We start from the raw sequence: 5,047 nt of genomic DNA on the forward strand, positions 1-5,047 counted from the left end.
AGGTTTTCGTCTACGACTTCCTTCGATGAGCAAGCAGCGGTCAATGCGAGGATGGCGATCAGCAGCAGGTGTTTCACTTGCATGGCGGCTTGCGTCCCTATGACGGCCGCTGTCTTGGGCGGGGCCGTCCTGTTATGATGAGCGCCCCGTTGAAAAGCCTCGGGGCAAAAGACGCCGTATTTAACCACAAGCGCGCAGCCGAAACCAAAGGCTGTGCCGACGCCCAGTCCGAGCATGTCCGATAAAATTGAACTTCGCGCAGAGGTGCCGTCCGAATTGGGCGGCCAACGCCTCGATCAAGTCGCCGCCCAACTCTTCGCTGAGCACTCACGCTCGCGCCTTTCCGCCTGGATCAAAGAAGGTCGCCTGACTGTGGACGGGGCGGTGATCCGCCCGCGCGACATTGTGCATGGCGGTGCCGTCCTTGAGCTGACTGCCGAGCAGGAAGCCCAGGGCGAGTGGATCGCCCAGGACATCGAGCTCGACATCGTCTATGAAGACGACGACATCCTGGTGATCAACAAGCCTGCGGGCCTGGTGGTGCACCCGGCTGCCGGTCACGCCGATGGCACCCTGCTCAACGCTTTGTTGCACCATGTGCCGGACATCATCAATGTCCCGCGCGCCGGTATCGTGCATCGTCTGGACAAGGACACCACCGGTCTGATGGTGGTGGCCAAGACCATTCAGGCGCAGACCAAGCTGGTCGCACAATTGCAGAGCCGCAGCGTCAGCCGTATCTACGAGTGCATTGTGATCGGCGTGGTCACCGCCGGTGGCAAGATCAATGCGCCGATCGGTCGTCACGGCCAGCAACGCCAGCGCATGGCAGTGATGGAAGGCGGCAAGCCTGCCGTCAGCCATTACCGCGTGCTCGAGCGTTTCCGTTCTCACACTCATGTGCGGGTGAAGCTGGAAACCGGTCGGACCCACCAGATCCGCGTGCACATGGCGCACATCAACTTCCCATTGGTCGGCGATCCGGCCTACGGCGGGCGTTTCCGCATTCCGCCTGCGGCCAACCCGACCATGGTGGAATCGCTCAAGCACTTCCCGCGTCAGGCGCTGCACGCGCGCTTCCTTGAACTCGATCACCCGACGAGCGGTGAGCGCATGAGCTGGGAATCGCCGCTGCCGGAAGATTTCGTCTGGCTGCTGACCCTGCTCAAGCAGGATCGCGAGGCCTTCGTCGGATGAACTGGCTGACGCCGGACTGGCCTGCGCCGGCCAGCGTCAGGGCCTGTGTCACCACCCGCGAGGGTGGTGTCAGCGAGGCGCCGTTCGACAGCCTGAATCTGGGTGATCACGTCGATGATCGTCCTGAAGCCGTCGCCGAGAACCGTCGGCGTCTGACCGAGCACTTCTCTATACAGCCTGCCTGGTTGCAGCAAGTACACGGGATCACCGTTGCCCATGCTGATCCGGGCATCGTTGCGACTGCAGATGCCAGCTGGACCGCAACGCCGGGCATTGCCTGCGCAGCGATGACGGCGGACTGCCTGCCGGCGTTGTTCTGCGATCGTGCCGGCACTCGCGTAGCGGCGGCCCATGCCGGTTGGCGTGGTCTGGCGGCGGGCGTGCTTGAGGCAACTCTCGACAGCCTCGATGTTCCTGCTGACGAGGTACTGGTCTGGCTCGGCCCGGCGATTGGCCCAAAGGCTTTCGAGGTCGGTCCGGAAGTTCGCGAAGTCTTCATCAATCAATTGCCGGAAGCGGCGACAGCCTTCATGCCGAGCCACAATCCCGGCAAGTTCATGGCCGACATCTATCAACTGGCGCGCCTGCGTCTGGCTGAGCGTGGTGTCACAGCAGTTTATGGTGGCGGTTTCTGCACCGTGACCGATCCGCGCTTCTTCTCCTATCGCCGTGCGTCGCGCACTGGGCGCTTCGCCTCTCTCGTTTGGATCACCCGCTAGACTTGCCTGACCTGCATCAACCCTCCGACGCTTGAATCTTGCAGAATCGACCGCATCTACAGTGGTATCTGGCAGGTTTCTTTATTCAGGATGGTTTCTTAGGTCCGGCCTGCTCAAAAGGAAGGTGACCCATGCGTATTGACCGTTTAACCAGTAAATTACAGTTGGCCCTGTCCGACGCCCAGTCGTTGGCGGTTGGCCACGATCATCCGGCCATCGAGCCGGCGCACTTGATGCAGGCCATGCTTGAACAGCAGGGCGGTTCGATCAAGCCGCTGCTGATGCAGGTAGGCTTCGACGTCAACAGCTTGCGTAAAGAGCTGACCAAAGAGCTTGATCAGCTACCGAAAATCCAGAACCCGACCGGCGACGTCAACATGTCGCAGGATCTGGCGCGTCTGCTCAATCAGGCTGACCGTCTCGCTCAGCAGAAGGGCGACCAGTTCATTTCCAGCGAACTGGTGCTGCTCGCCGCGATGGACGAGAACAGCAAGCTTGGCAAGTTGCTGCTCGGCCAAGGCGTGAGCAAAAAAGCCCTGGAAAACGCGATCAACAACCTGCGTGGTGGCGAAGCGGTAAATGACGCCAACCACGAAGAGTCGCGGCAGGCCTTGGACAAATACACTGTCGACCTGACCAAGCGCGCCGAAGACGGCAAGCTTGATCCGGTGATCGGCCGTGACGACGAGATCCGCCGCACCATTCAGGTTCTGCAACGCCGCACCAAGAACAATCCGGTGCTGATCGGTGAACCTGGCGTGGGTAAAACCGCGATCGCCGAAGGGCTGGCGCAGCGCATCATCAACGGCGAAGTGCCGGACGGCCTCAAAGGCAAACGCCTGCTGTCGCTGGACATGGGCGCGCTGATCGCCGGCGCCAAGTATCGCGGCGAGTTCGAAGAGCGCCTGAAAGGCTTGCTCAACGAGCTGTCGAAGCAGGAAGGGCAGATCATTCTGTTCATCGACGAACTGCACACCATGGTCGGCGCTGGTAAGGGCGAAGGCTCGATGGATGCCGGCAACATGCTCAAGCCTGCGCTGGCTCGCGGCGAGTTGCACTGCGTCGGCGCGACCACGCTCAACGAGTACCGCCAATATATAGAGAAGGACGCGGCGCTCGAGCGGCGTTTCCAGAAAGTCCTGGTGGACGAGCCGAGCGAGGAAGACACCATCGCAATCCTGCGTGGCCTTAAAGAGCGTTACGAGGTTCACCACAAGGTGGCGATCACCGACGGCGCGATCATTGCCGCGGCGAAACTCAGCCATCGCTACATCACGGATCGGCAGTTGCCGGACAAGGCCATCGACTTGATCGATGAGGCCGCCAGCCGTATCCGTATGGAGATCGACTCCAAACCGGAAGTACTCGATCGTCTGGAGCGGCGCCTGATTCAGTTGAAAGTGGAATCCCAGGCGCTGAAGAAAGAAAGCGACGACGCAGCGAAGAAACGCCTGGAAAAACTCCAGGAAGAAATCGAGCGTCACGAACGTGAGTACTCGGATCTGGAAGAAATCTGGAACTCGGAAAAAGCCGAGGTGCAGGGTTCTGCGCAGATCCAGCAGAAGATCGAACAGTCGCGCCAGGAACTGGAAGCCGCACGCCGCAAAGGCGACCTGAACCGCATGGCCGAGTTGCAGTACGGGGTGATCCCCGATCTGGAGCGCAGCCTGCAAATGGTCGACCAGCACGGCAAGAGCGAAAACCAGTTGCTGCGCAGCAAGGTGACTGAAGAAGAGATTGCCGAAGTCGTGTCGAAGTGGACCGGCATCCCGGTGTCGAAAATGCTCGAAGGCGAGCGCGACAAGCTGATGAAGATGGAGAGCCTGTTGCACAAACGGGTGATCGGTCAGGAAGAAGCGGTCGTGGCTGTGGCCAACGCCGTGCGGCGTTCCCGCGCCGGGCTGTCCGACCCGAATCGTCCGAGCGGCTCGTTCATGTTCCTCGGCCCTACCGGTGTTGGTAAAACCGAGCTGTGCAAGGCCTTGGCCGAGTTCCTCTTCGATACCGAAGAGGCGATGGTGCGGATCGACATGTCCGAGTTCATGGAGAAACATTCCGTGGCTCGTCTGATCGGTGCGCCACCGGGCTACGTCGGCTACGAAGAGGGCGGTTATCTGACCGAAGCGGTGCGTCGCAAGCCGTACTCGGTGATCCTCATGGACGAAGTCGAGAAGGCGCACCCGGATGTGTTCAACATCCTTCTGCAAGTGCTTGAGGATGGCCGGCTGACCGACAGTCACGGGCGTACGGTGGACTTCCGCAACACGGTGATCGTGATGACCTCCAACCTCGGGTCGATGCAGATCCAGGAGCTGGTCGGTGATCGTGAGGCGCAGCGTGCTGCTGTGATGGACGCGCTGACGTCGCACTTCCGTCCGGAGTTCATCAACCGGGTCGACGAGGTGGTGATCTTCGAGCCGTTGGCGCGGGATCAGATCGCCGGGATTACCGAGATCCAGTTGGGTCGCCTGCGCAGCCGTCTGGCCGAGCGCGAGCTGAAGCTGGAGCTGAGCCCGGAAGCGATGGACAAGCTGATCGCCGTCGGTTACGACCCGGTGTATGGCGCACGTCCTTTGAAACGGGCGATCCAGCGCTGGATCGAAAACCCGCTGGCGCAGTTGATCCTGTCGGGTCATTTCATGCCTGGCGACACCGCCACCGGCAAGGTCGAGAACGAGGAAATCGTTTTCGGCTAAGCCTCAGCGGCAATGAAACCGGGAAGGCCTCGCATTGCGAGGCCTTTTTTTCGCCAGGCTGTTGAACTCAAAGGAAAAGGCTTGTAAAGTGCGCCCCGCAGTCAGTCACCGGCAGCGTTTCAACCCACCGGGTTGGAATCTGAAATAAGTTGCAAATCATTAACTTGAAAGCAATTTAGGGGGTTGACAGAGGTGTTCTAGGTTGTAGAATAGCGCGCCTCAGACACACGAACGCAGCGATGCGAACGGGTGGCGAGATGCAACAAAGCTTCACCGTTGTAAATTGAAATATGTAGTTCCGTGATAGCTCAGTCGGTAGAGCAAATGACTGTTAATCATTGGGTCCCAGGTTCGAGTCCTGGTCACGGAGCCAATTTCAAACCGGGGTATAGCGCAGTCCGGTAGCGCGCCTGCTTTGGGAGCAGGATGTCAGGA

At 60.0% G+C, this 5,047-nt stretch carries 4 protein-coding genes and 1 tRNA gene; 4 read left to right on the plus strand and 1 reads right to left on the minus strand.

Annotated features, from left to right (window positions below; genetic code table 11):
- A partial coding sequence (locus tag D8U71_RS28465) for a hypothetical protein (protein ID WP_206663204.1) occupies positions 1-236 on the minus strand: 236 nt, incomplete at its 3' end.
- Here D8U71_RS28465 and rluD point away from each other — a divergent pair.
- From rluD to D8U71_RS00870, 4 genes are all read left to right on the plus strand, one after another.
- Positions 235-1,197, plus strand: coding sequence for a 23S rRNA pseudouridine(1911/1915/1917) synthase RluD (gene rluD, locus D8U71_RS00855; RefSeq protein WP_016773140.1), 963 nt, complete (start codon positions 235-237; stop codon positions 1,195-1,197). The genes D8U71_RS28465 and rluD overlap by 2 nt on opposite strands.
- Positions 1,194-1,916, plus strand: a complete 723-nt coding sequence (gene pgeF, locus D8U71_RS00860) for a peptidoglycan editing factor PgeF (protein ID WP_130886975.1) — start codon at positions 1,194-1,196, stop codon at positions 1,914-1,916. Before rluD ends, pgeF begins: the two co-directional genes overlap by 4 nt.
- Before the next feature lie 131 nt (positions 1,917-2,047).
- Complete coding sequence (gene clpB / locus D8U71_RS00865) at positions 2,048-4,612, plus strand: ATP-dependent chaperone ClpB (RefSeq protein WP_130886976.1); 2,565 nt, start codon at positions 2,048-2,050, stop codon at positions 4,610-4,612.
- A gap of 297 nt (positions 4,613-4,909) precedes the next feature.
- Positions 4,910-4,985, plus strand: a tRNA-Asn gene (locus D8U71_RS00870).
- The last annotated feature ends 62 nt before the right edge of the window (positions 4,986-5,047 follow it).

The sequence above is a fragment of the Pseudomonas sp. Sample_21 genome (genome assembly GCF_004307525.1).
Lineage (GTDB): Bacteria > Pseudomonadota > Gammaproteobacteria > Pseudomonadales > Pseudomonadaceae > Aquipseudomonas > Aquipseudomonas atacamensis.